At 40.0% G+C, this 965-nt stretch carries 1 protein-coding gene; it reads left to right on the top strand.

From position 1 onward, the window contains the following. Positions 1–46: 46 nt before the first annotated feature. A partial coding sequence (locus B6C84_RS11435) for a hypothetical protein (protein ID WP_133052325.1) occupies positions 47–965 on the top strand: 919 nt, incomplete at its 3' end.

Here is a 965-nt window from a genome sequence, read left to right as displayed (position 1 = left end):
GCAAAATTTTTCAAAATTTCTTGGTTTAGTCTGTTTATCTCGGCCGATGGTTTTGGTATTAACCGTGGTTGTTTTACAGTCTATCTCTTTTTCTAACTATGCATTAACCACTAAAACGACCAATATTATTTATGGCTCAGCCCCATATTTAACCTTTGATGGAGGTCGAACTCGGGTCACAAATACTGAAGCGCTACTCAGGATATCGCTTTCAGATGGAAGAACATTTACTCCGACAACCAATGATTCAAGTTTAGACAATCCTATCGAGTTACCTGTTGCTGGTCAGAGTTTTAATGATATTGGTATGTTAATACCAACGGATACTGATTCTATTGCATTAAGTTCAGTTATTGGTCCGCCCAATAATTATTGGGGAGATGATGATGGTGATGGTCAGGGCGTTAGTGGCGTCACCGCTACTGGTAGTTTAAATTTATTCATTGAAGATAAATTTAATCATCGAGTTGTTGCCCGTAATGAAGTACTGACTATTTGTGGAGCGCCATATAGATTAACCTTATCTAATACTTACGGTACATTAACAACACGTTATGGGGTACCTAATGAAAGTCGTTTTAATCCAGGTAATGCCACTTATTATATTAATCCTAAGGAAACGACGCCAAAGATTTGTTATGCAGAACCTAACTACTCACCTATAGAAGGGATTTCTAATACCGTTTGGGAACGGTTTAAGGGTTTTCTACCACAGTCAGTTACACCATCGTCTTATGGTTTAAACTTCCCGACTACTGGTGCTCATAATATGTATTTTGATTTGGCTATTGGGGGTAGTAATGCTCAGGCCTTATCTTGGGCTCCGGTTTCTCATGGTGGTATTACGGCGACGATGACCGATTCACCAGGCCACCACTACAACAACTACTACAGCATTCGAGTCACCCTAACTGGTCCTGTTGTTACACGCTCGCAATGGAATTCAGTTAATCCAGGTAGAATCG

Origin of the sequence: Gilliamella apis (genome assembly GCF_002142155.1) — a bacterium.
Taxonomy (GTDB): domain Bacteria; phylum Pseudomonadota; class Gammaproteobacteria; order Enterobacterales; family Orbaceae; genus Gilliamella; species Gilliamella apis.
Note: the sequence above shows the minus strand (reverse complement) of the source record. Positions and strands in the feature narration are given on the sequence as shown.